The following is a 25,152-nucleotide window of genomic DNA, read 5'->3' as shown; positions in this document are numbered from 1 at the left end:
TTCTTCTCTAAAGAACTAGTCCTCGAAAGATTGTTTCCTTGAAAAGATTTAGTATCTTTTCTTCTGGAATCATGTCGCCATGAAGCTCATGCCAATCTACGACGAACGCTAAATACGCTTTTAACAACAGATAGCTTACTAACTCTGTATCACAATCTCGAATCTCACCTTTATCAATACGTCTTTGAATTAACGTTGCAACGTACGATAATATTTCAGATTCTATGCGAATTAATACTTGTTTTACTGCTGGCGTACGTAATTCTTTTTCTTCCTCTATTAACTTCGCAAATAAAAGATGCTTTTCACGGAACTGTAGCATTTTCATTAAAGCATTATGTGCATTATCCATGAAGCTAGCTGATGCATCCAACACTGCATCCGCTTCCGCTTTCATCTCTCGTACAAGTGACATCGCAATCTCTTGAAATAAAATTTCCTTATTTGCAAAGAATGTATAAATCGTTCCTTTACCGACATTAGCAATTTTCGCCACTTGTTCCATCGTCGTTGCCTTATAGCCAAACAATGTAAATGATTTTGCAGCTGCTTCAAGAATTTCCTGCCTACGATCCATATGTGACATCCTTTCCTGTTAAGTTATGTACATCCTTTGTACACAGAAATTAAAATGACCAGAAAACCATTTCGGTCATCTGGTCATTATAATATTCCTATTTTAAAAATAATGCAAGCATTTATTGTTTATTTTTTTCATTTTATTAATGCTCTGTATCCTCTGATGAATCTTTACCATGGTCCGACATGTTCATATTAGCTTTTTCATCTTCTTCGATTACTTGTGTCATATCAGGTGTTCCAGCCGTAATTTGCTGCTTCGGCATATTATGAATACCATTTGCTGTAGTATGGGCAAACATAAAGTATACACCGTCATGATCAAATGTAGTTTGTGCTTTATAGACGCCATCTTTTTCTAATTTACCTTCAAGCATTTGTCCCTCATCGCGTTTACCTGATTCCCACACTTCAAATTCAACTATTGCATCATCGATATTTTTTTCACCTTGAATAACATGTGCACCAAGTTCGATAGGCGTATTTACCTCAACTTCTTTTGGCGTTAAAATTTCCACTTCTAACATTTGAGGCTCTTCCAATGTAGTAGATGTTGCAGGTTTTTCCTTTTCCCCACAACCTACTAATAATGCGGGTACAGCTATCAATGTAAATAACCACTTCTTCATGTTCTATTCCTCCATTAATGGCATCGAAATTTTTACCTTTGTGCCTTTGTCTATTTCACTTTCTATTTCAATCTTGCCTTGTAACTGTTTTAATAATTGTTCAACAATGGATAGACCTAGGCCACTCCCACCATCTACTCGACTGCGCGCTTTATTAACACGATAAAACCGCTCTGTAACATGTGATAAATCTTCCTGCGGTATACCGATGCCTTCATCCTCAATAGTAATGAGCGCGTTACCGTTGTGTTCAATTGCTACAATGTCAACCTTCGACTGCTCATAGGAGTAATTGATAGCATTTTCAATAATATTGATAAAAATTTGCTTTAGTTTCACTTCATCCGCTTTAACAATTAATTCATCATCTACATTCAGATGCAATGTAATATTCTTTTTCTGTGCTTGATGCGTTAAAATTTTTTGTACTTCTCGTAATGTCTCTGCAAGTGGTATCGGATAGAGAGCGATGTCCTTTTGTTCATTTTCCATGCGAGCGAGTTGAAGAAGCTCATTTGTTAAACGCTCCATACGATTTGCTTCACGCACGATTAATTGAATTGCTTCCTCTTGTTGCTCTTCTGCGATAATTCCGTTTTGCATTGCTTCACTATAGCCTTTTACATAGCTAATAGGTGTACGCAATTCATGAGATACAGTTGCTAAAAAGGTCTTTTGGGCCTCATCTTCTCGTTGAATTGCCTCTGCCATGTCGTTAAACGTGCTTGATAGTTTCCCTATCTCGTCACTCGATTTAACAGGTACACGTGTTTCATATTGTCCATAAGACATCTGCTCTACAGCAGTTTGTAAGTCACTTAATGGACGCATAATATGTTGAATACCTTTATATACAAAAAAACTAGTAACAATCAAAAAGACAAATGCACTCAAAAATAAAAAAATGACTTCTTGACTTGCCAACTCACTAATTTTTGCTAAGGGGAAGTAAATATAAATTATTCCCTCTAGCCTATTTTGATCTACTAAAGGTAGTACTACTGAAATAAGCTGCCGATCGAATCGAGGTTCATAGCCAATTTTTTGAACATATTTACCTTCCAGCAATTGTTGCCGTTCTTCAGCCCCTATTAATGTTTCATAATCAATATCAAAGGGGACACAGGCACTAAGTTCACGAGGGTTTCGAACAGCAAAAATATTTAAATTGGAATAATCATTATAATGTTCAATATTAGCAATAAATTCGTCTGTAACTTTACCACTCGTATACATTGTTTGTAGCTTTGTACCGATTTCAATCATATTGCTTTCCGTATCTTCCACGTAAAGCTGTTCATATAAAAAATCTGTCAGTACATACATAAAAACTACTGTTATAATCAAATATGCGAAAATGAGTAACCAAATACGTGTTGAAATCTTTTTCATTCTCCTGGATCAAAGCGGTAGCCTACTCCCCAGACGGTTTGTATATAGCCTGACGCTTCCTTTCCAAGCTTCAATCGCAAAGTTTTAATATGAGTATCAACCGTTCTTGTTCCACCTAAATAGTCAATATCCCAAATGCGCTCTAGTAACTGCTCACGTGAATATGCATTGCCTGGATTTTTCATAAATAAGTGCAATAATTCAAATTCCTTTAAAGTTAATGGAATAACCTTCCCTTCAACTGAAACTTTACGTGCAATTTCATCTAATTTAATTGGCCCAAAGACAACATTTTTTTGCTCAAAATCTGCTATACTAGCGCCACTTCTTCTCAATACAGCATGCATTCGTGCCACTAGTTCATCATTTGTAAACGGTTTGACGATATAATCATCGCCACCGAGTGTTAGACCCTTTACTTTATCCTCATTAGCATCTCGTGCCGTTAAGAATATTACGGGCACATTAGACATCGCTCGAATACTTTGACAAACCGCAAAACCATCTTCATGTGGCATCATTACATCTAATAAAACTAAGTCGATTTGTTCACGAACAATAATATCGTATGCCTCAGTTCCACATGCAGCCGTAAAGGTCTCGAAATTGGAGTTATTGAGCATCATCTCGATTAAATTACGCATATCTTGCTCATCATCTACAATTAATACCGTTGTCACTTTTCTTCCTCCCTTACTAACAGCTGAAATGCACCTTTGCCAACATCAACTGTTTTTTGTACTTGACCATCTTTTATAAAATATAAAGTATGGTCGTCATAACCAGCCACAACAATATAGTCTTTAAACTGATTCACAACAAATGGATTTGCTCCTACTTCTTTTTCCCATAAAACATTTCCTTTAAAGTCGACAACATATAATTCATTATGTCCATGGCTAACGACTAACACTTTATCCTTTGTCTTTGTTAAACCTACTGGCATTAAAGGCATTTCTATACTGCCACGCACAACACCCGTTCCAAGATCAAATCGCTTGACTGAACTATTCGGCTTGCTTCCTTCACCATGTCCGCCGACCCAAAGCTCATTTGTCTCCTCAATGATTACAATGCCATGCGATGATTTTCCTATTGGCCACTCTTGCTCTATTGTTAAATCCTTAATGGATAACACCGATAGTTTCGTATCTTTATAATTGACTACATAGAGCTTATCCTTGTAAGTAGCCATCGACATCGGATAGTTACCAAGTCGCTGTGAGGCCAATTCATTTCCTTCCACATCAAAGCTTGTCACTGTGTTCATCTTACTATTCGTGATAAAAAATTGTTTAATTTTTGGATCATAATACACATTCGTCGTGCCTAGCTCTACTTTTTTTGAATAAAGCTTTTTACCAGTTGAAAGTGTAAAGACAACTATTTCATCTAATTGATGTCCATATAATAATATTCGGTCATTATCTAATAATAATGCTCCTGTATATGCTTTATCGAATGACCATGTTGCAATCACGTTCCCCAGCTCATCAATAAAATCGAGCGAAGGCTCTTGTATATTGAGCGATGCAATAAAACTCTGATTACGGTCAATTGGTTCAAACGATTTCTCGGTACACCCCGCCACCAACATAACTTGTATAAAAGAAAAAATGAAGAATGCCCATTTTTTCATAATCATCACCTCTGCCCTTTAACTATACTTTACATTTGTGAAATCTGCGTGAAACTTGAAAGGTAAATTTATGACAAATTACCAAGTGATAACAGTGTGTTTGCACAATAAGAAAGGGCAATCTGCCTCGCAAAAAAACTGACTCTACATATACTACAAAGATTATTGAAAGGAGGAATCACAATATGGTAACGATAAGTTTATGTATGATTGTGAAAAATGAAGAAGATGTTATCGCCAGATGCCTTGACTCAGTAAGAGATTTAGTCGATGAAATAAATATAGTGGACACCGGCTCCACTGACAAGACAAAGGAAATTGTTAAACCGTTTACTGATCGTATTTTCGATTTTGAGTGGATTCATCATTTTGCTGATGCGCGTAATTTTTCCTTCGAACAAGCAACATGTGACTACATCCTTTGGCTAGATGCAGATGATGTGTTAATGGCGGAAGATCAAGAAAAGTTTAAAGCTTTAAAGCAATCTTTAACTCCCGATATTGATGCTGTCTCGATGAATTATCATTTAAGCTTTGATAACGAAGGGAATGCCAATTCTCTTTTAAGAAGAAACCGACTAGTTAGAAGGGAGAAGCAATTTCGATGGATAGGAGCGGTACATGAATATTTAGAGGTTAGTGGTAATCTTTTTGAAAGTGATGTGGCCGTTAGCCATTTACCACTTCATCACGATCATCAGCGCAATATTACTATTTATAAGAAACTCCTTCAATCAGGAGAACCTCTCACACCACGCGACACGTTTTATTATGCCAATGAATTACTGGATCATAATGAAATCGAGGATGCGGTATTCTACTATGAGCTTTTTTTAACAACTAAACTAGGCTGGGTAGAAGATAATATTAACGCCTGTTTTAAGCTAGCTGATTGCTATTCGAAATTAAATGATAATGAAAATAACGTAAGTTCTATTTTAAGAAGCTTCGAATACGACACCCCGCGCCCTGAAGCATGCTGCAGGCTTGGCCATCATTTTATGGAACAAGCAAAAAATCATGAGGCCATCTTTTGGTATGAGCAAGCACTTGCAATGAAACCTAAACCAAACGCCCCTTTCCAAAATAAAACCTTTACTACTTGGTTGCCCCATTTACAACTTTGCGTCCTCTATGACCGTTTACAACAATATGAATTAGCCAATACCCATAATGAATTAGCCCGTGTCTACTTACCTAATGATCCAAAAATCTTACACAATAAAAACTACTTTGATCGTATGTTTAAAAAATCCAAGGATAAACCTTGAATTACCTAATTTAAAAATGATTTAGACTCTTGTAAAAGCATTTCCCTTCTTCTCTCAATCCTATCGCCCTCCCCCTACGGTAATTTAACTAATTATAATCACTATATGTTTTATAAATTATCATATAAACATTAAAAGTAGTTAACCGTCCACCTCCTCTATCATTTTTATGAATAGGATACTTGAGAGAGGAGGTGAATAAATGAACTTCGAAGATTATTTTTTAAATAATGTTTGCAGTAAATGTAGAACATTCCCTTGTGGTTGTAGAAGAATACCCGAACATCATAGCTGTGTTTGGCCAGTAAAACCTACAGGTTGTACAGGCGCAACAGGGCCGACGGGGGCTACTGGTAACACCGGGCCAACGGGTCCTACTGGCGTAACTGGTGATCCTGGTGCTACTGGACCTACTGGGCCTACGGGCAGCACTGGCGCGACGGGGGATCTTGGACCGACTGGGCCGACTGGTAGCACTGGCGCGACGGGGTTACTCGGACCTACGGGACCTACTGGCGCGACTGGACTTCTCGGACCTACGGGACCTACTGGTGCCACTGGTTTACTCGGACCTACAGGACCTACCGGCGCGACTGGTGAACTCGGACCTACGGGACCTACTGGCGCGACTGGGTTACTCGGACCTACAGGACCTACCGGCGTTACTGGTTTACTCGGACCTACGGGACCTACCGGCGCGACTGGACTTCTCGGACCTACGGGACCTACAGGAGCTACCGGTGAGCTCGGACCTACAGGACCTACCGGCGCTACTGGACTTCTCGGACCTACAGGGCCTACTGGTGCCACTGGCATACTTGGGCCAACAGGACCTACCGGCGCTACCGGTGAGCTCGGACCTACGGGACCTACTGGCACTACCGGTGAACTTGGACCTACTGGGCCTACTGGTGCCACTGGTTTACTCGGACCTACAGGACCTACCGGCGCGACTGGTGAACTCGGACCTACGGGGCCTACTGGCGCCACTGGTTTACTCGGACCTACAGGACCTACTGGTGCCACTGGCCTACTTGGGCCAACAGGACCTACCGGCGCTACCGGTGAGCTCGGACCTACGGGGCCTACTGGCGCCACTGGTTTACTTGGGCCAACAGGACCTACCGGCGCTACCGGTGAACTCGGACCTACGGGACCTACTGGTGCTACAGGACTTCTCGGACCTACGGGACCTACCGGCGCGACTGGTGAACTCGGACCTACGGGACCTACTGGTGCCACTGGTTTACTCGGACCTACGGGACCTACTGGTGCCACTGGTTTACTTGGGCCAACAGGACCTACTGGAGCAACAGGACTTCTCGGACCTACGGGACCTACTGGTGCCACTGGCTTACTTGGGCCAACAGGACCTACTGGTGCCACTGGCTTACTTGGGCCAACAGGACCTACTGGAGCAACAGGACTTCTCGGACCTACCGGGCCTACTGGTGCTACCGGTGATCTCGGACCTACTGGGCCTACTGGTGCTACCGGTGATCTCGGACCTACTGGGCCTACTGGTGCTACCGGTGATCTCGGACCTACAGGACCTACAGGACCTGCGTTTACGGAAGGTTTCTCTGCCTTCTTAAGTACTTTATCCGTTAGTACATCTGCTACTTTAAGTAATTGGAGTGTAGCCTCACCATATTTCACAACACCAGCATTTAACCCAACAACAGGCATATTTACAGTTCCTACTACCGGAAGATATGCATTTGAGGCAACTATCAACTATTCAACAGTAGCTGCCATTAGTCTTGGTATTGGTGCAGGTGTTAACCCTTCATTTGCAATCCGTAGAAATACAACGACAAATTTAATTACCGGTTTATTCCCAATACTAAATTTATCAGTTACCCTATTAACTATTAGAGCAATTCTTGGAAGTGGTACCGTAACATTGGCTGGAGAAGTTAATTTAACTGCTGGTGATACAATCGATTTATTTTACGAAGCAAATGGCTTAACGCTCTCCTTAACACTAGGAGGCGCTAACTCAGGTGGTATTGTATGGTCATGTCATAGAATTTCTTAACGTTGGTTATCTTTACAATTCATGAGTCCATAATCTATGACTCAATATATTCTACGTTGAGAAAAAAGTAATAATAGTTAAATTAAATAAAAAAGTAGTACAAATATAAGTTTGTACTACTTTTTTTAGTCTTCCTGTATAAACATTTCGCTTAAAATTTCATTTGCAACTTTGCACCCTTGCTCTACGCATTCTGGAATTGAAATTCCTTCAAAGGAGCTACCTGCAAGTTTTACTGTCGGGAAGTGTTCATAAAGTTCTTTCTTCACCCGTTCAATTTTTGCTTCATGTCCTACAGTATATTGTGGCATAGCATTTTTCCAACGAGAAACAACCGTCGTCACGGGTTCCCCTTCGATTCCTATTGCATTCTTTAAATCTTGTAATACAGTCTTTTCAATCTCTGAATCAGATAAAGCAACAATCGTTTCATCGCCTACACGACCAATATAGCTTCGTAATAATACATAGTCTTGAGGGGTAGCATTAGGCCATTTCCGATTAATCCATGTACAAGATGTTATTGAAAAATCACTATTTCTAGAGACAAAAAACGACAATGCATCCAAGTCACCTAGTTGCTCTTTTTTAAATGCCATCGTCACTGTTGCAATTGTTGCTGCTTTCATCGTATTTAACTCTGTTAAAAGTTGGTGATTACTAAACATCATTTGCGCAACATTATATGGTGTTGCAATGATAACCGCATCAGTAGTTATATGCGAAAAATTATTTAATACGACCTGCACAGTACCATCTTTGCTGTGATCAATTTGCTCTACTTTAACACCCTTCATAACGGTCCCTGGAAGTAGAGATTCTTCTAGTTTTTCGATAAGTGTCTCAAGACCATTTTCAAAAGTTTGAAAAATGCCCTTATCCTTCGCTATCCGATTGTAACTTAAAAAATTTGTCCCTGACTGTTTCATACCGAAAAGCAAACTACGATACTTTTGCTCTAATTCGTAGAGCTGTGGAAATGTAGATCTCATGCTTAGTTGCTCAATATCTCCAGCAAATGTACCTGCAAGTAAAGGTTCAACGAGATTTTCTACAACCTCCGCACCAAATCTTCTTCGAAAAAATTCACCTAATGGCTGGTCGTCATCCCGTGCAGAACGCGGGAGGACAAAATCTCCCGCTGCACGAATTTTTCCGCTGAGTGAAAATAAACCTGATGTAATGAATGACGAGATATGTGGCGTTGCTCCAGACATCAGATTGCTCGGAATCGGGTATAATTTACTTCCAACAGCTATATAGGTTGGCCCCGAATCTCCAGTTATCATCCTATGTTCAATATTTAAATCCTTCGCAAGTGCCTGGACATGATTTTCTCGGTCGAAAAAGGATTCTGGCCCACGCTCGATAATAAAGCCGTCTTTTCTAAAAGTTTGGATTTTCCCGCCAAGACGTAATGACGACTCGACAAGTACGATATCTACCGGCAATCCTTTTGCGCGCGCTTGTTTTTGCATATAGAACGCAGCTGTGAGGCCTGTAATGCCGCCGCCAACAACAACTACCTTTCGTCTTTTTTGAGTCACCAACATCATCACTTTCTTTTCGCTTAGCTTAATTTTTTATGAATGGCATCTACCATAGCTTCGATAAATAACGGATCTGTATTAGGCATTGCTGGACGATAATAGTTAGCACCTATTTCATCGCAAACAACTTTACATTCATAATCGTTATCGTAAAGCACCTCTAAATGTTCTGTTACAAAACCTACCGGTGTGTAAACAAATGAACGGTACCCATTCTGCTCATAAAGGTCACGTGTTAAATCTTGAACGTCAGGACCGAACCATGGCTCTGGTGTTTGTCCAGCTGATTGCCAGCCCACTTTTACATTTTTCACGCCCGTAGCTTCTTGAATTAATCGAGCTGTCTCAATTAGTTGGTCTTCGTACGGATCGCCCATTTCTTTAATTTTTACAGGAAGTGAGTGTGCTGAGACGATTAGGCAAGCCTTTTCTCGTTCTTCTTCAGTCATAGAATCGAACGTTTCATTCACTTTACCCTTCCAATAATCAATAAACTTTGGCTCATCATACCAAGATTCAACAGATGTAATTTTCAGGCGATCAGCTGCTGTTTCTTCTGCACGGCCATTATATGATTTAATAGAGAAAGTCGAAAAGTGTGGTGCTAGCACGATAGAAACTGCTTCTTTAATACCTGCTGCAACCATTTCCTCAACAGCATCCTCAATGAATGGTTGGATATGCTTTAAACCGATAAATAGTTTGTATTCTACCTCATCTTGCACTTCATTTAAACGTGCACATAAAGCTTCAGCCTGTGCTTCTGTTGCAGCTGCCAGTGGCGATAAACCACCGATTGCCTCGTAGCGACTACGTAAATCTTCTAAATGCTCGTCAGATGGTCTACGTCCGTGACGAATATGTGTATAGTAAGTTTCAATATCTTCCTCTTTATAGGGTGTACCATATGCCATTACTAATAAACCTTTAACTTTTTTCATAAACCTTTTCACCTCTAAATAATAGTTAAACTATATTTTTTGTATGATTTTGTACGTCAACAACAATTACACAAAAAAAGGAGTGTAATTGCGTCAATAGAATTTGCTCTTACTTTTAAGAACGGGCTTGAATTTGTTGTGCACTATATTCATGAATAAGTGTTGTTAAACGTTTCAATACTGCTGGATCAACCTCTGGGAATACACCATGGCCTAAGTTAAAGATATGACCTGGCACCTCTAAGCCTTGATCGATAATATCTTTTGTTCGTTTTTCTATTACTGACCAATCAGCAAGTAATAATGAAGGGTCTAGGTTTCCTTGCACAGGCTTTGTAATACCTTTTGCACGTGCATCTTTAATTGGTAATCTCCAATCTAAGCCAACAACGTCAATTGGCAGATCATGCCACTCTTTCACTAAATGGCTTGCACCAACTCCAAATTGAATAAGCGGTACATTTTCTTTTTTTAACTCGCCAAAAATACGAGTCATAATAGGTTTAATGAACACACGATAATCTTCAACACTTAAGGCACCTACCCATGAGTCAAATACTTGTATCGCTTTTGCACCCGCTTCTACTTGCGCTGAAACGTCCGCAATAATCATGTCTGCCAATTTGTCCATTAATGCAAACCATGCTTTTGGTTCCGAAACCATAAATGATTTGGTTTTATTATAGTTTTTAGAAGGTCCGCCTTCAATCATATAGCTCGCTAACGTGAACGGCGCTCCTGCAAAACCTATTAATGGTACATTAAGCTGTTCTTCTGTTAGTAATTTTATTGTTTCTAAAACGAAAGGTGTATGTTCCTTTGCATTGAACTCACCTAATTTCTCTACATCTGATACTGTGCGAATTGGGTTTGAAATAACTGGACCTACACCAGCTTTAATTTTTACATCAATGCCGATACCTGGTAGTGGCGTTACAATATCTTTATATAAAATCGCAGCATCCACATTGTAGTTTTCGACCGGTAAACGTGTTACATACGCACAAAGCTCAGGTTGATGTGTAATTTCCTCTAATGAATATTTTTCTTTAATTGTACGATATTCTGGCTGAGAACGACCTGCCTGTCGCATATACCAGACAGGTGTATGTTCAGTCCTTTCCCCGCGTGCAGCACGTAGAAGTGTATCATTAAAAAGTGTTGTCATTGATTATTTCCTTCCCCTCGATGAATTTCCTATCATAAAAAATCACTTGTTTATTCCATTATTATTGATATCCGTTTTCAATAGTAAACGCTTCCTCTGCTATTGTATAGTTTTCCTAGTGAAATGTCATAAAATTGTTCTTTCTACATGCTTTCTTTTTTGACAAAGCGGGTAACTTACACTTAAATGGAGTTAATCACTGATTATTAGACATTTATAAGGAGGGCAAAATAATGAATATTTATTTAACTTCTGGCACAGGTGAGTTTATGGAACAGGTGAAAAATAAGTATCCTAACGAACATATGATTTTAATGCATGGTGAAGGTAATTCTGTGCTCATTCATGAAACTGAAGGGAAATCTGTATTTGCTACACCTCGTAAATTTGAAGTGTTAGATTCGGTAAACGAATTAGAAGAACGCGGCTTCTTCGTTTTCAATAATATTCCTGTGACAGATGAAGGTAAACCTGTATTTGAACATCGCTTTTTAAATCGCGCACGTGCAATTGAGAACGAGCCTGGCTTTGTAGCGTTCCGACTATTGCGTCCATTAAATGGCGACACGTACATTGTTATGACACAATGGAATGGGCCACACTCATTTGAAGCATGGAAAAGCTCAAAAGCGTATAATACTGCACATGCACAACGTGAAGAACCAACTGGTGTGCGACAACAAAACATTTTCTCTGCCGCATCCTATGTTACGACCTATAGCGTTGTCCCTAAAGAAGACGACGAGGCATAATTTTTTTAATAAAGGAGCACTTACTTATGAATCAACAAATACTCGATAAAATTGATGCTCATTTTGATGAAATGGTGGCCATTCGCCGCCATCTACATATGCATCCAGAACTAAGCTTCCAAGAGAAAGAAACAGCAAACTATATTAGTGAATACTATCAAAAACTCGGTGTCCCAGTTGAACCAAATGTAAGTGGCTATGGATTGATTGCACGTATTAAAGGTAGCAAGCCTGGTAAAAGGATTGCCTTACGTGCCGATTTTGATGCACTCCCTATTCAAGACGAAAAAGATGTTCCTTACAAATCAAAGGTAGCTGGTGTTATGCATGCTTGTGGCCACGATGGTCATACTGCTACTTTATTAATAGTAGGGAAACTTTTATGGGAAATGAAAGATGAGTTAGCAGGTGAATATGTGCTGATTCATCAACATGCCGAGGAAGCAGACCCAGGCGGTGCTATCGGTATGATACAGGCAGGTGCACTTAACGGTGTTGACGCTATATTTGGTACACATTTATCATCCAATCATCCAACGGGTATGATTGGCTACCGTGTTGGACCACTCATGGCAGCAGTTGATAGCTTTGAACTAAAAATTCAAGGTAAAGGTGGACATGGCGCCCATCCACATCAAACGAAAGATGCTATTGTTATCGGCTCTCAGCTTGTCATGAACTTGCAACAACTTGTAGCGCGTCGAGTAGCTCCAACTGAATCAGCAGTTCTTACTGTTGGCTCTTTCGTTGCGTCAAATGCAGATAATATTATTGCAGATACAGCGTATTTAAATGGCACTATCCGTACGTTTGACAAAGATGTTCGTGCAACGATGGAACGTGAATTTAAACGCGTCGTACAAGGAACTGAAATTGCACAAGATTGCACAATTGAACTAGACTATCGCAAAGGTTATCCAGCAATCGTGAATCATGAAAAAGAAACATTATTTGTTCGTGATATCGCGCAAGACATTTGTGATGTTGTTGAAATACCAGCAACGATGGGTGGTGAAGACTTCGCCTATTATTTAGAGGAAAAACCAGGTACATTCTTCTTCACGGGGGCCGCGCCTGATGAATATGCACCACATCACCATCCGAAATTCGATATTGATGAAAAAGGTATGCTAGTAGCAGCAAAAGTTATGTTAAGCGCTGCGCTAGACTATCAAATCGTGGAATAAAACAAAGAAAGCTCATATCGCCTAATGTTCTTAGGCAAAATGAGCTTTCTTTTTTAATTAAATTAGAGTTACCTCTTTAAGATTTTGACACCTTTGCCGTTATTTCACTAACTACAAGGATAATTATCGTCGTTACATAGAACATCGGCTGCGTCACGCCGCATAAAGTGACGATAATAGCTTGAGCAATCATTGTTAGACGCACTACTTGCTTAACAGCAGCTTTACGCGCACCCTCTGGCAACGGATAAAGCATGTCCATGCGGAACTCACCGCTAGATAATAATGCTTGCTTTAGCTGAATCGTCGTTGCAAAGCTTAAAGCACCCGCAACAATCCATGTTACAACTGGAATATCTACAAAGGCTGCAATAACAGCGGAAATAGCAGTTAATCGGAGCCACAAATAAAAATGATCATCTGTACGGATAAACGTACGGAACACTAAGTACTTTTGAGCATTCCCCTTTTGATAAGGGATAAAATTATAAAACCAGTCAAGCCACGCTCTACGTCGAATACTCCCATGTAAATGTGGTACATCGGTAAAATAATTCGCGAAACGATAGAAGCTCATCATTCGATTTTGTTCTAGTTTTACAAAGTGCTCATATGGTACAGGCTCGTTCGCACATTTTTTGCGAAATACTAATACATAGACACAACCAATTATCGCTGCAACTAATGCTAGAATAAGTTGCATTTGTAGTCCCATATATACGGTTACACCAAATACAATAGCTCGTATTAGTCTATCTACCCAAACATAATGACCACGTTCACTATAACGATAACTAAATTCCCCCTGTACACTAACAAACTTTAAGGCGATAACAAGGAAAAACAGTGACCAAATATTAGATGTTGTTAGTTCCGTTACTGCTTTTAATAAAGGAATACTTATGATATAAACGATTGCCACAATCCAAACTTGTGACCAAAACGTCCACGCTATTGCCTTTTTTAAATACAGCGACATTTTTGATTCTAATGGCAATAAATACACTTGGTCTGGCTCACGCAATAATGTCGTTGGACGGCTAAATGCTAGTAATACACCAATTATTAAGGCAATTAGCCCTTCAGCAGGAAAATCAGACTCAACGATTTTCAACCACTCACTATATTGATAGCCCCCAGCTCCAACAAGAAACACAAGTACAAGCGCTATATGTCCAGTGAAAACAAACTGCATATATTTTTGTACTTCACTTATATAGTGCATGAAGCGCGAGGACCATACATCACGCAAGTTCTTCATGGTCCCGCTCCTTCGTCATTGCAATATAAAGGTCATCCAATGTTGCATGTGGCATACCAAACGTTTTACGTAAATCCACCATCGTGCCTTGTGCTCGAACGCGTCCCTCATGCAATAAAATAATTCGATCACAATGTTTTTCAGCTGTCGATAAAATATGCGTCGACATTAAAATGGATGCACCCTCTTTTTTCTTTGTATCCATCTGATCGAGCAATGATTGAATACCAAGTGGATCTAGTCCGACAAACGGTTCATCAATTATATAGAGACTCGGGTTCACTAAAAAAGCACACATAATCATTACTTTCTGACGCATACCTTTTGAGAAATGCGATGGGAACCAATTTAAGCGTTTTTCCATACGAAATTCCTTCAATAATATTTCTGAACGAGCCGCTAGTGTAGCCTCATCTAAACCATAAGCCATTGCTGTTAATTCTAGATGTTCACGCAATGTTAACTCATCATATAAAACCGGTGTTTCAGGGATATATGAAAATGCTGTCCGATACTTGTCCATGTTTTCTTTTAACGTCACGCCATTTAGACGAATGTCGCCTTCTTTGGGAAGCATTGTTCCTATAATATGTTTAATGGTTGTACTTTTACCCGCACCATTTAAACCAATTAGCCCGACAAGTTCTCCTTTACCTATTGTAAATGACAATTCTTTAATAACAGGCTTCTTCGTATAACCGCCTGTCACATGCTGCACTTCTAATACCGACATACTCTCACTCCTCTTCTTGTTATTATTTTATCAAAAATTAGCAAATGATTCAGTTATGAGTATGATAGAATAAACTTACATATAAAAATTTAAGGGGGATTTTACGAATGAGCGATTGCCTATTTTGCAAAATCATTGATGGATCAATTCCAAGTACAAAAGTTTACGAAGACGAACATGTCTATGCATTCACGGACATTTCACCTGTTGCAAAAGGTCACACATTATTAATTCCAAAACACCATTGTCAGGATTTGTTTGAAATGCCAGAAGATGTAGCGCGTAATTTATATGCAGTCGCGCCAAAGCTTGCGAATGCCATTAAAGCAGCATTTAACCCAATTGGTATGAATACAATTAATAACAACGGTGCTGCAGCTGGACAAACTGTTTTCCACTACCACTTACATTTTATTCCGCGTTACGATGAAAAAGAAGGCCTAGGCTTAATTTGGCAAACACAAACATACACACCAGAACAATTAACAGAAGTAGCCGACAGCATTAAAGCCAATTTATAGTGCCAGGCACTCAAACAATTTAGTACAAAACAGCTTATTAACTGGACATTGAACGCTATTGTCAAACGATCAATTTTAGCGTACAATCACAAATAAGTTTCGCTAACGGTCATGAGGACACGTTAGGAAACAAATAGATTAGCATAGTTGAGGAGAGATTAGAAATGAATACAAAAAATCTAGTGTTAATGGCACTTTTAGTCGGTGTCGGTGCTGCCCTTTATGTGGTCACACCAGGTATGGTAAATGGAATGAAGCCTGACTTCATGTTAACGATGATGTTTATCGGCATTTTATTGTTCCCTTCGATAAAAGAAACTTTTTTACTTTCTTTATCAACAGGGGTGCTTTCAGGTTTATTTACAACTTTCCCAGCAGGCTTTATCCCAAATATTATTGATAAAGCTGTTACAGGTTTTGTGTTTTTAGCAATCCTTATCGTGCTGAAAAAAGTTACGAATCATTTCGCTGTATCCTCTGTATTAGTTGGATTAGGTACGATTTTATCAGGTACTGTCTTTTTATCTGTTGCCCTTTTTGTATTTAACGCTAACGTAGGCGCAACATTTGCAATGCTGTTTGTTGGGGTTGTAATACCAGCTGTTGCATTTAACGTCGTAGCATTTGTTATTATTTATCCTATCGTTGCGAAACTTGTGAAGCGTTCTAAATTCAACACAGCAATTTCGCAAGCATTATAAAACAGCACTAACCGCACTGTACTACTACTTTTAACAATTGTAGTTGCGGACGTAAGACGTTTTAAGCCTTAATATAAGGGAAGAAGCTAAACAGTGAGACAAAATCACTCGTTTAGCTTCTTTTTTCTTTTTTTATCGACTGATTTCATGGTTTAATAGAAGAAAGATAACAAATATAGAAATGAGGTATTTACTATGAAAGCACAACCATTTTTAATCGGATTAACAACAGGTATTATAGGAGGCGCAATTGCAGTCCTTTTCTCAACACCTCAATCGGGCCAACAATTACGTTCTACAATACTTTCCAATACTGATAGTGCCAAACTAAAACTTCAAGATGTAAAACATCAAGTCAGCAACGTTAAACAATCCGTGGGCACATTAACAAATGAAGCAAAAAATAATATACCACAAATAATAAATGATCTAAAACAATCGATTACTACCTTTACGCAAGAAATCGAACCGACAAAGAATAATTTACAACAAGAAATAGAAGCATTACAGAATTCAATTAACGAAATCGAGAAAAACGTTGCACAATTCACCGATAAAAAGAAAAAACCGCAAGAAAAAGTGCAGGCATAAAGTTTTATACAAGGATATCAAAGCCTATTTTTTTACCAAAAATAATCATCAAAATGTTATTTTTTAACCACTTTTCAATTTTTTAATTTTTCTAACTTTAAACTTTTTTTCTTTATTGCTATAATAATTTTAAAACGTTAAAGAAAGCAGTAGGTGATGGCTTTGTCAGAGGAATTATACACTCAAAAAGAAGCAATGCTATACAGTCAAAGAATTGCACAATTATCAAAAGCTTTATGGAAAGCAGTTGAAAAAGATTGGCAACAATGGATTAAACCATACGATTTAAACATTAACGAGCACCATATATTGTGGATTTCATATCATTTAAAAGGGGCTTCCATTTCAGACGTAGCAAAATTTGGTGTAATGCACGTTTCAACAGCATTTAACTTCTCGAAAAAGTTAGAGGAACGAGGATTACTGAAGTTTTCGAAACGCGATGATGACAAGCGTAATACTTATGTAGAGCTAACTGAAACAGGGACAGACCTTATTATTGAAATGAATAGCAATTATCATAACACATATCATTCTGTGCTTGAGGGCTCGCTTGCTTTGAAAGATTTATATGGTCGTTTCCCAGAATTTTTAGATGTGATGGCTGTTATTCGTAATATTTACGGTGAAGACTTTATCGATATTTTTGAACGTTCATTTCAACACTTCCGTGATTCCTTTGACACGTTAGAAGAACGTTCAACTGTAAAAGGATAATTTATGCTAAAAAAGGAGGCATTTCAGAAACATTTCTGAAATACCTCCTTTCTCTTGCAATCTTATAGAAATCAATTTACATTGAATAGGAACCTTCCCTATTATGGAGTTGATATTTAACGTGCACTGTTGGAAAATTTTAAACCTTGAACATCATTATGGAACAACACGTATTGTAATGATGGCTGTAATTGTTTTTCTCACTGTCTTTTCCGTGTCCTATGTGACATTTAATTTATTTAACGATGAGTATTATACTGATCATTTGTTCTGGCTATTTGTAATTGCCGTCCTTGCGCTTTATCCTATTCATAAATGTTTACACTTTCTAGCATTATATGACTTACGTCAGCATCTCAAATTACGTATAAAGAAACAGTTTTACTTTATTCCTGTACTGCATATGCGTATCCGTGAGCCATTATCTAAAAACCGATATATTTTCGCATTACTTGCACCATTTATCGTGTTAAATACAAGTATCGTTATTGCTACATGGCTACTACCTGCCTATACACATTACGGTACATTACTTTTAGCGTATCATTGTAGTTTATGTTTAATTGATATTCTTTACGTGAAGTATTTGTTGAATTCACCTAAAGATGCCCAAATTGAAGAAACACCGAAGGGCTATGAAATTTTAGTACCACCTACAATTAACTGATTCGCTTGTACTTGTGTTTTATTGACGTTTTTTGATATGCTAATAATACTGAAAGAGGGGAGGAATAGACTTGCTATTAATGATTGTAGTTCTATTCTCGGTATTCTATTTATTTCAAATCAATCGCATGACCTATGCACTGTGCATGCGACGTGAAATTCCCGAAGAAAACCAACCAAAGATATTCCGAACTATCAATATACTTATTACAATTTTACTTGTTTCATTTTATGTTGAAATTTTATTCGCGGTCTAATGAAGATGCATCCGCGCCAGTCCGCACGCGGGTCATGTATTTAAAACATCCATGCAGCAATGGGAAATTAATTGACGCCAAATTTTTTCGGCCTCGACCCAAGCGTGCGGAGCGAATGCCTAGATATTGATAAGAAAAGCTAAGGAATAGCATATCCTTAGCTTTTCGGCATTTTATTAATTAGTATAGGAACGCTGCACCAACAATAATTAATAAAATAAATAACACAACTAATAAAGCAAAGCCTGAGCCGTAGCCACCGCCACCACCGTATCCTCCGTTGCTCATAACTTCACCCCCTTTCTTTTCTATATCCTATGCGCTTTGAAATTTGAAATTTAGGCTATACTCAAGGGGGAACCATTTTGTTTTTAAAACGTTTATGTTATAGTAAAAAATGGACGAAATGAATTAAGGAGAGAATATCCATATGAAAAAGACTGTATTATCTTTAACATTAGCAGCCTCAATTTTAGCTCTTGGTGCTTGTAGTGGAGCTGATAGCAAAGCATTAGTTACATCTAAAGTAGGCGATATTTCAGTATCTGATTTTAACGAAAAAGCGAAAACTTTAACAGGCTCTTATGTATTACAACAGATGGTGACTGAAAAAGTATTAGCAGACAAATATGAAGTGACTGATAAAGAAATTAAAGAACAATATGATGCAACTGCATCACAGTTCGGCGATAGCTTTGCACAAGCACTAGCAGAAAACGGCTTAACTGAACAAGGCTTTAAAGATTCTTTACGTGTACAACTACTTCAAGAAAAAGCTTTAAAAGACAAAGCAATTAAAGAAGAAGACGTAAAAAAATATTATGAGCAAATGAAAACAGAATTAAATGGTCGCCACATTCTTGTAGCAGATGAAAAAACTGCGAAAGAAGCGATTGAAAAAATTAAAGGTGGCGCTTCTTTTGCTGATGTTGCAAAAGAATACTCAACTGATACTGGTTCTGCAGCAAAAGGCGGAGAGTTAGGTTGGTTTACAGTTGGTTCTATGGTAGATGAATTCAATGATGCGGCTTATGCCCTTCCATTAAACACATTAAGTGAGCCAATTAAATCAAGCTACGGCTACCACGTAATTGAAATTACGGAAAAGCGCGATGTAAAAGATGTAGGCGCATTTAAAGATGAAGAAGAAAAAATTCGTACAACAATGTTAAACAAGCTTACACAAACTGGTGAAGCACAAACATTGTTAAAAGACATCATCGCTCAATTGGCAAAAGATGCAAACTTTAAAACTTCTGATAAAGAATTAAAAGAAGCTTTAGAATCTTTTACAATAACAAGTGAAGAACAAGCAAAAGCAGATGAAGAAGCTGCTAAAAAAGCTGCAGATGAAAGCACAGACAAAGAATCTAAATAGTAATTGTTTTACTATATGAAAAAGGGTTACGCCAATACAGGCGTAACCCTTTTCGTTTTACTGAATATTTGGCTTGTAAAATGATCGATTATCGAGTGGAAATAGTCTCTCTGTAAATTCTCCAGGACCAGTTTTACCTAATGCGCGTGTAAGCATATTCATTTTTGCATCAATATTATCAATATAATGTAAAATTTCCGCTTCTTGAATCATTGGCTTTTTCGGGCTTCCCCATTCCTCTTTCCCATGATGCGACAACACTAGATGTTGTAAGAGCATCACTTCTTCGCCTTCGATTTCAAGTTCGCTTGCAATTTTAGCAATTTCATTGACCATAATCGTAATATGACCAAGTAAATTACCTTCTACAGTGTACATTGTCGCCACCGGACCAGATAGTTCAACAACCTTACCAATATCATGTAAAATAATTCCCGAATATAATAGATCCCGATTTAGCGTTGGATATAAATCAGCAATGGCTTTCCCTAGCTTTAACATCGATACCATATGGTCTAATAAGCCTGATGCATAATCATGATGGTTTTTCGTTGCTGCTGGAAATACTAAAATAGCATCCTGGTGCTTTTTAATAGCTGCACGCGTAATACGTGAAATATTTGGATTTTTAATATCAAAGAAGAATTGTGTCAATTCCTCATAAAGCTCTTCTTTTGGCGTAGCAGCAGAAGGAACTAAATCATTAACGGCAATTCCCTCCTCCGGCTTTGCCACACGAATTGTTTTGATACGTAATTGGTTTTTCCCACGATAGTCATGAATTTCTCCACCTACATGCACTATCGCCTCTGCATGGTACATTTTTTCATGATCTTCGTTTGTATCCCAGAGTTTCGCCTCAATATCTCCACTTTTATCTTGTAGTAACAGTGACATAAATGGCTTCCCTACAGTGGTAACCCCTTTTGTCGATTGTTTAATTAATAAAAATTGATCAACTGATTCTCCAACTTGGAGCGTCGTAATACCTTTCATGTTGACGTCACTCCCCTTTCATTTGCTAGTGCTCCTAGATCGACAATTTGCTCTTTTTGCCAAAGTGCGAGCATCTCTTCATGGCAAGTAAAATATAAAATTTGACGTTCATATCCTACTTCTTTCATTAATTGTACCATTTTGTTTGTACGGTTTCGATCAAAATGGACAAAAGGATCATCCATTATAAATGGAAATGGCGCTGACGTTGCAAGGGTTTTCGCTAATGCCATTCGCAATGAAATATAGACCTGCTCCTTTGTAGCTTGTGATAATTCTGCTACATGATAGCGTAAGCCAGAAACTGCTTGCGCCTCAAAATAGCCTTCCTCATGAATGAAAAGTTTATCGTAACGACCACCTGTTAACGAATGGAATATAGCATTTACCTGTGTAAGTACATGTGGTAATTTTTCTTCACGCAAACGGAATAATGTTTCATGAATAGCTGTTGCTAACGCTTTTTTAGTAGCCCATTGCTCCATTAGCTGTTGCAACAATGCCTTTTCTTGCTCAAACTGCTGCAACAGTAGACCATATTGTTCATCGTTAAGCAAATGTTCCTTTTCAATCTGCAAGGCAGCCCGCTCTTCTAAGCAATGTTCAATTTCTATTCGAACGGCATTGCGTACTTCTTCCAGTGCTTGTATTTTTTCATGAAGTTGATCCGCACTTAAAAAGCTTTCTTGCTGTTGCATATCTAATGAGGCTAATTGATATTGAATCGCTTGTAGTTCGGACTGAAGCTTTTGCTGATGTTGAAATTGTTCATATGCCTCGTAAAATGCGTTTTCTGATTCTACATTTGCGTCATGAAATAATTTTGCTATTTCCGATTCATAGTTTTCCAAAAGCGGTTGTACTTCTTGTTTTTTTGAATGTATTTGAGCGAGTTGTTCCTTTGTTTGCAACATTTGTTGTTGCTCCTTCTGAATTGCTAAATATGTTGAGCGTAGATGTACAAAGATTTCCTGCTCACTATACTCATTCTTTAAAACTTGCTGTAGCGTTTCATAAAGCTCATTTTTTTCAGATTGTATAGCATGTAAAAGCTTATATATGCTTGTTTTTTTGACTACCAACTCTTGTACACCACGAATACGCATAAATAACTCTGGTAAAAGTGACCGCGGTACACTTCCCTCTAAGCGAAAACGTTCCAAAAAGCTTTGCAGCATATGTGTTGCCTCGGCGCTTACTTGCTCAGCTTGTTGAATTTTATGTTCAAGCTGTGCATACTGTCGTTCTTTATCAAGCTGTTGCTCGTTAGCTAGCATCCAACGATCTTCAAGCCGTTGTTTTTTCACAAGTAACACTTGAACAATATTTTCTTCTTGCTCTAGTTCTCTCAGTAATTGGCTATTATGCTCAGGAGGCCCATCATCAGCTTGTTTCGCTTGTTTTAAATACAATAAGAATACTAGCGATAAGATGGCACCAATAACCATTACCGCCCAATTCTTTTCTAAAATACCGTAAATAAGCGCAACAATACTTATAGCTAACACAAGGATAACAAAAAGTGTTGGCTGCTTCTGTTTTGAGCGTTGCGATTTAACATGACGCAATTGTTCTAAGCGCCTTTTTCTCTGGGGCCACTGTGCTAAAATATGTTCTTCCTCAGCTGTTAATGACTCCTGCTGAAGGTGTTTTTTCTGTCGAGAAATGCTATCTAGTTCCTCATGTATTCGCTCTAACGATTGTAGATAAAACTTGAGCTCTTCCTCAGCTTCATTTAAGACAGTCAACTGTCGCTGAAATTGTTCCTCTTGTTGCAAAGATACAGTTCCCTCTAAAAGGGCTGCTTGAGCTTCCAATTCCTGCACGCCTAATAAACGAAACTGTGCTTCAATATCTTGCTCTAGTACAAACAGCTCGTCCTTCAGGTTCTGCTCTTTGACGAGGAGCTGATTCCAAGTTGCTTCTTTATTCATCAGCCTTGAAATCTCTTCAATTGCTTGTTCATCTGCTGTCAATTGAAGCTTCCTTTTTAAAGCTTGATATTGTTCTTCTAGTTGAGTCATCTGTAATGTTTCGTGCGTCAGTCGATCTTTTAATTGTTCGTAACGTCTAATTCCTTCTGGTGGAAATTGAACATGTGCATAACTTTTATATGATTGCTGTAGCGTTTCTTGCTGTTCTATAAGTGGCATTGCCTGTTTGATGACCGTAAGTTGCTGCCAATCTTGTTGCAGTGTCTTTTGTTGTTTATTTAAATCTTTCAATCTTTGCTCAAGTTGCTGTAATTTGAGTGATTTATCTTCGAATGTATGGATTGTAGCCTGTTCTTTCTTAATAGCCTTTTCAAGTTGCTTTAAATACTCGATTTTTTGATTAATGAGCGGAACTTTACCAGATTTTTTAAAAAGCTCTCCAGCGTCTTTTTCTAATTTTTTTTCAAGCGCAGATAGCCGATGAATGCCAGTTGTCCCTGATGCAAGCAATAGATGTGTCAATTCATCCTCTGACATTTTTTCGATACCTTGCAGTTCATGAATTGAAAATGAAAAAATCGCTTCAAATGATGCGCGTGAATAGCCATATAAAAACTTGGCTAAAAGCTCGTCATGCCCCTTCATACCATCTTCTGTATATACAGTAACATCACCAGTAGCCTTTCCTTTAACACGTTCAATTGTACATTGACCATATATTGGGTGGAGAATAGTCAGCTGCCCCCCAAATTTCGGTGATGTTTTTGGCTCGTATTTTCGCTGACTTTGTTGCTTTGTCGGAAATCCAAAAAGCATCTGTAAAATAAATTGCTGTATGGTCGTTTTACCAGCTTCATTCATGCCATAAAAAATAGTGACACCGTCTTGCAAAGAGATTGTGATATTTTCATGCTTACCAAAGCCGTAAATGTGGATTTTTTGTATCGTTAGCAAAGTTTTCACACCCTTTGAATTTCATCGGTTAATAACTCCTGAGCATCCAGCTTCAAATGTTCAATTTCTCGTTCTGTTAAAGGTTCTACAAATCTTGCACCACTCGCATGCTGGTACAAATCCTTTAAAATATCTTTCCAATCAGAAATATCCCACTGCTCCATTACACTGATTACTGATTCAGTCATAGTAGTCGACTCATGTGATGATGAAACTTTATGCAAAATAAGTTTTTGCACCCATCCCATTGGTTCAATCCCATCTTCTGACTCCCGAATTGTTTCAAGCCATTCTTCTACCGAAGCATGCTCAAATAATGCTGCAGCTTCTTCATCTATATTTTTTAAATGAAGCTCAATTACAGATGCTCCATACGCCATTCGATTATGAGCGATTGCCTCTTCACATTTTTGTAGTAACTCATTTGCATGAAGCACATTTGTGCAATCCACCTCCACCATATTATAGACAACAGCAGAAGTCGGCATAAATGTTAAATTAGCAGCTGTTTGCGATAAGGTTACATCATAAAATCCTTTCACTCCTTGTTCATTGCGGTGTCTACTTTGAATATTACCTGGATAAACAATCGGAGGTTCGTTGTGTAATAGCTGTCGTTTATGAATATGGCCAAGCGCCCAGTAATGATATCTTTTTTCAAGAAGTTGCTCTTTTTTAAATGGTGCATATACCGCATGTGTAGAATCACTTGCTTCACTGCCATGCAGCATACCTATATGAATTGCATGCTGATCCTGCGCAACAGGATAACGATCAATCATCGATTCCTTAACATGACGCTCACCATAGCTAAAACCATAAATATTTACTTGCTGACCACGTATTTTTAATTGTACAACACTCGTATCAGCTGGTAATTCGTAAACATTACTTGGCAAAGCAAAACGTGTCCAAGAACCATGTAAGTGGTCATGATTGCCATAGCTGACAATGACGGGGATATTATGTTCAAATAGCGTCTCCATCGCTGCCTGAAAACGTCTTTGTGCCTGTAAACTGCGATTTTCGCCATCATAAAGATCCCCTACAATGAGTAGGAAATCTGGTCTTTCTTCGATTGTCTTCTGAATAATTTTATCAAATGCTTCAAAAGTACTTGCTCGAATTTTTTTTAGATTCTTTTCAGGTAATCCAAATAAGCCTTTAAAAGGACTATCTAAATGTAAATCTGCCATATGGAAAAAACGAATTGCGGACATCCAATCACCTCTACTAATTAATTAAACCTTTGTTCATTATTTCGTCTAGATTTTCATTGTGCTTGTACAAAGCT

The 25,152-nt window shown here is 38.3% G+C and carries 25 protein-coding genes; 11 read left to right on the top strand and 14 right to left on the bottom strand.

The features are described from left to right. Positions 1 to 7 precede the first annotated feature (7 nt). From NSQ74_RS07650 to NSQ74_RS07630, 5 genes are all read right to left on the bottom strand, one after another. Positions 8 to 577: a TetR/AcrR family transcriptional regulator gene (locus tag NSQ74_RS07650; RefSeq protein WP_340822474.1), complete on the bottom strand. Its 570-nt coding sequence runs from the start codon at positions 575 to 577 to the stop codon at positions 8 to 10. Between the two features lie 145 nt (positions 578 to 722). Then, complete coding sequence (locus NSQ74_RS07645) at positions 723 to 1,208, bottom strand: FixH family protein (protein WP_340822473.1); 486 nt, start codon at positions 1,206 to 1,208, stop codon at positions 723 to 725. Between the two features lie 3 nt (positions 1,209 to 1,211). Then, positions 1,212 to 2,600 carry a sensor histidine kinase gene (locus NSQ74_RS07640; RefSeq protein ID WP_340822472.1) on the bottom strand — a complete coding sequence of 463 codons (1,389 nt, stop codon included), beginning with the start codon at positions 2,598 to 2,600 and terminating at the stop codon, positions 1,212 to 1,214. After that, a complete protein-coding gene (locus NSQ74_RS07635; RefSeq protein ID WP_340822471.1) occupies positions 2,597 to 3,280 on the bottom strand; it encodes a response regulator transcription factor in 684 nt (227 codons plus the stop codon). The genes NSQ74_RS07640 and NSQ74_RS07635 overlap by 4 nt, the downstream gene beginning before the upstream one ends. Further along, positions 3,277 to 4,239 (bottom strand): YncE family protein, encoded by a 963-nt coding sequence (locus NSQ74_RS07630; RefSeq protein ID WP_340822470.1) that lies wholly within the window; start codon positions 4,237 to 4,239, stop codon positions 3,277 to 3,279. Before NSQ74_RS07630 ends, NSQ74_RS07635 begins: the two co-directional genes overlap by 4 nt. Positions 4,240 to 4,424: 185 nt before the next feature. Here NSQ74_RS07630 and NSQ74_RS07625 point away from each other — a divergent pair, with 185 nt between their 5' ends. Both NSQ74_RS07625 and NSQ74_RS07620 read left to right on the top strand, forming a co-directional pair. Continuing rightward, complete coding sequence (locus tag NSQ74_RS07625) at positions 4,425 to 5,510, top strand: glycosyltransferase family 2 protein (protein ID WP_340822468.1); 1,086 nt, start codon at positions 4,425 to 4,427, stop codon at positions 5,508 to 5,510. A gap of 202 nt (positions 5,511 to 5,712) precedes the next feature. Beyond that, positions 5,713 to 7,551 carry a collagen-like protein gene (locus NSQ74_RS07620; RefSeq protein WP_340822466.1) on the top strand — a complete coding sequence of 613 codons (1,839 nt, stop codon included), beginning with the start codon at positions 5,713 to 5,715 and terminating at the stop codon, positions 7,549 to 7,551. Between the two features lie 125 nt (positions 7,552 to 7,676). Here the strand turns inward: NSQ74_RS07620 and hemY are convergent, their stop codons facing one another. From hemY to hemE, 3 genes are all read right to left on the bottom strand, one after another. Continuing rightward, complete coding sequence (gene hemY, locus NSQ74_RS07615) at positions 7,677 to 9,107, bottom strand: protoporphyrinogen oxidase (RefSeq protein ID WP_340822465.1); 1,431 nt, start codon at positions 9,105 to 9,107, stop codon at positions 7,677 to 7,679. A gap of 14 nt (positions 9,108 to 9,121) precedes the next feature. Continuing rightward, positions 9,122 to 10,042 carry a ferrochelatase gene (hemH, locus tag NSQ74_RS07610; protein WP_340822463.1) on the bottom strand — a complete coding sequence of 307 codons (921 nt, stop codon included), beginning with the start codon at positions 10,040 to 10,042 and terminating at the stop codon, positions 9,122 to 9,124. A gap of 115 nt (positions 10,043 to 10,157) precedes the next feature. After that, on the bottom strand, positions 10,158 to 11,210 hold the full coding sequence (hemE, locus tag NSQ74_RS07605) for a uroporphyrinogen decarboxylase (protein ID WP_340822461.1): 1,053 nt from the start codon (positions 11,208 to 11,210) through the stop codon (positions 10,158 to 10,160). Positions 11,211 to 11,443: 233 nt separating this feature from the next. Here hemE and NSQ74_RS07600 point away from each other — a divergent pair, with 233 nt between their 5' ends. Both NSQ74_RS07600 and NSQ74_RS07595 read left to right on the top strand, forming a co-directional pair. Further along, positions 11,444 to 11,962: an antibiotic biosynthesis monooxygenase family protein gene (locus tag NSQ74_RS07600; RefSeq protein WP_340822460.1), complete on the top strand. Its 519-nt coding sequence runs from the start codon at positions 11,444 to 11,446 to the stop codon at positions 11,960 to 11,962. A 26-nt stretch (positions 11,963 to 11,988) separates the two neighbouring features. Further along, complete coding sequence (locus NSQ74_RS07595; protein WP_340822459.1) at positions 11,989 to 13,149, top strand: amidohydrolase; 1,161 nt, start codon at positions 11,989 to 11,991, stop codon at positions 13,147 to 13,149. A gap of 76 nt (positions 13,150 to 13,225) precedes the next feature. Here NSQ74_RS07595 and NSQ74_RS07590 read toward each other — a convergent pair whose 3' ends face one another. Both NSQ74_RS07590 and NSQ74_RS07585 read right to left on the bottom strand, forming a co-directional pair. Beyond that, positions 13,226 to 14,410, bottom strand: a complete 1,185-nt coding sequence (locus NSQ74_RS07590; RefSeq protein ID WP_340822458.1) for an ABC transporter permease — start codon at positions 14,408 to 14,410, stop codon at positions 13,226 to 13,228. Next, a complete protein-coding gene (locus tag NSQ74_RS07585) occupies positions 14,394 to 15,143 on the bottom strand; it encodes an ABC transporter ATP-binding protein (protein WP_340822457.1) in 750 nt (249 codons plus the stop codon). Before NSQ74_RS07585 ends, NSQ74_RS07590 begins: the two co-directional genes overlap by 17 nt. A gap of 107 nt (positions 15,144 to 15,250) precedes the next feature. Between NSQ74_RS07585 and NSQ74_RS07580 the strand changes: the two genes are divergently transcribed. From NSQ74_RS07580 to NSQ74_RS07555, 6 genes are all read left to right on the top strand, one after another. Then, entirely contained in the window at positions 15,251 to 15,664 is a 414-nt protein-coding gene (locus NSQ74_RS07580) for an HIT family protein (RefSeq protein WP_340822456.1), read from the top strand. A gap of 164 nt (positions 15,665 to 15,828) precedes the next feature. Then, on the top strand, positions 15,829 to 16,365 hold the full coding sequence (locus tag NSQ74_RS07575) for a tryptophan transporter (RefSeq protein ID WP_340822455.1): 537 nt from the start codon (positions 15,829 to 15,831) through the stop codon (positions 16,363 to 16,365). A gap of 195 nt (positions 16,366 to 16,560) precedes the next feature. Further along, on the top strand, positions 16,561 to 16,956 hold the full coding sequence (locus NSQ74_RS07570; protein ID WP_340822454.1) for a YtxH domain-containing protein: 396 nt from the start codon (positions 16,561 to 16,563) through the stop codon (positions 16,954 to 16,956). A gap of 156 nt (positions 16,957 to 17,112) precedes the next feature. Further along, positions 17,113 to 17,673 carry an HTH-type transcriptional regulator Hpr gene (locus tag NSQ74_RS07565; protein ID WP_029747195.1) on the top strand — a complete coding sequence of 187 codons (561 nt, stop codon included), beginning with the start codon at positions 17,113 to 17,115 and terminating at the stop codon, positions 17,671 to 17,673. Positions 17,674 to 17,794: 121 nt separating this feature from the next. Beyond that, positions 17,795 to 18,340 carry a DUF3267 domain-containing protein gene (locus tag NSQ74_RS07560; RefSeq protein WP_340822453.1) on the top strand — a complete coding sequence of 182 codons (546 nt, stop codon included), beginning with the start codon at positions 17,795 to 17,797 and terminating at the stop codon, positions 18,338 to 18,340. A gap of 70 nt (positions 18,341 to 18,410) precedes the next feature. Beyond that, positions 18,411 to 18,596 (top strand): hypothetical protein, encoded by a 186-nt coding sequence (locus tag NSQ74_RS07555; protein ID WP_010857338.1) that lies wholly within the window; start codon positions 18,411 to 18,413, stop codon positions 18,594 to 18,596. Positions 18,597 to 18,776: 180 nt separating this feature from the next. On the opposite strand, the gene NSQ74_RS07550 is transcribed toward NSQ74_RS07555, so the two are convergent. Next, on the bottom strand, positions 18,777 to 18,884 hold the full coding sequence (locus NSQ74_RS07550; RefSeq protein ID WP_080647610.1) for a YjcZ family sporulation protein: 108 nt from the start codon (positions 18,882 to 18,884) through the stop codon (positions 18,777 to 18,779). A 142-nt stretch (positions 18,885 to 19,026) separates the two neighbouring features. On the opposite strand from NSQ74_RS07550, the gene NSQ74_RS07545 reads away from it, so the two are divergent. Further along, on the top strand, positions 19,027 to 19,974 hold the full coding sequence (locus NSQ74_RS07545) for a peptidylprolyl isomerase (protein WP_340822450.1): 948 nt from the start codon (positions 19,027 to 19,029) through the stop codon (positions 19,972 to 19,974). A gap of 57 nt (positions 19,975 to 20,031) precedes the next feature. Here the strand turns inward: NSQ74_RS07545 and yhaM are convergent, their stop codons facing one another. Genes yhaM through NSQ74_RS07530 form a run of 3 tightly spaced genes read right to left on the bottom strand, consistent with a single transcriptional unit; the run spans position 20,032 to position 25,078 of the window. After that, a complete protein-coding gene (gene yhaM, locus NSQ74_RS07540; RefSeq protein ID WP_340822449.1) occupies positions 20,032 to 20,970 on the bottom strand; it encodes a 3'-5' exoribonuclease YhaM in 939 nt (312 codons plus the stop codon). Then, positions 20,967 to 23,867, bottom strand: coding sequence for an ATP-binding protein (locus tag NSQ74_RS07535; RefSeq protein WP_340822448.1), 2,901 nt, complete (start codon positions 23,865 to 23,867; stop codon positions 20,967 to 20,969). The genes yhaM and NSQ74_RS07535 overlap by 4 nt, the downstream gene beginning before the upstream one ends. After that, positions 23,864 to 25,078 carry a metallophosphoesterase family protein gene (locus tag NSQ74_RS07530; protein ID WP_340822447.1) on the bottom strand — a complete coding sequence of 405 codons (1,215 nt, stop codon included), beginning with the start codon at positions 25,076 to 25,078 and terminating at the stop codon, positions 23,864 to 23,866. Before NSQ74_RS07530 ends, NSQ74_RS07535 begins: the two co-directional genes overlap by 4 nt. Positions 25,079 to 25,152: the final 74 nt, after the last annotated feature.

This window comes from Lysinibacillus sp. FSL W8-0992, from assembly GCF_038008685.1.
Lineage (GTDB): Bacteria > Bacillota > Bacilli > Bacillales_A > Planococcaceae > Lysinibacillus.
The sequence above is the reverse complement of the archived record's forward strand: the minus strand, read 5'-3'. Positions and strand labels throughout refer to the sequence as shown.